Annotated in this window: 2 rRNA genes; both read right to left on the bottom strand. The window is 52.0% G+C overall.

The annotated features are described in order from the left end of the window. Nucleotides 1-149: 149 nt before the first annotated feature. Nucleotides 150-332: ribosomal RNA gene (gene rrf, locus KJS69_RS30560) — 5S ribosomal RNA — on the bottom strand. Between the two features lie 71 nt (nt 333-403). After that, nucleotides 404-465 (bottom strand): 16S ribosomal RNA (locus KJS69_RS29400); the annotation flags it as partial.

Genomic DNA, 465 nt, shown 5'->3' with positions numbered 1-465 from the left:
TCCGCACCGATGGAATCAACTTCTCGAATTACTTCGAGGTCGGCATCGGAATCGTCTATGAACGTCGAGCCAGCTTCTTGAGTTTTCATCGATGAAGGGTTCCGATACTCTCCCGAGGGAGAGACCCACGCTCATCTTTGTAATAACCCGCTTGGCAGCGTCCTACTCTCCCAGGACCCTGCGGTCCAAGTACCATCGGCGCCGCGTTGGAGGTTTACTAGGGGTTCCCCGCAAAGTAATAGGAATCGGCTACGAAGCATTTCTTCACTTTGTGGGGTTTCCGTAGTGTTCGGGATGGGTACGCGTGGTGCCCCTCCGCCATCGCCACCAAACGGATAACTTTCGAAAGGAACATTTCCCTCTCAAAACTGAAAACGAGTGAATGTGAAGCTGATTTCCTTAGAAAGGAGGTGATCCAGCCGCACCTTCCGATACGGCTACCTTGTTACGACTTCACCCCAATTA

It is taken from the genome of Paenibacillus sp. J2TS4, assembly GCF_018403245.1.
Taxonomy (GTDB): Bacteria; Bacillota; Bacilli; order Paenibacillales; family NBRC-103111; genus Paenibacillus_L.
The sequence above is the reverse complement of the archived record's forward strand: the minus strand, read 5'-3'. Positions and strand labels throughout refer to the sequence as shown.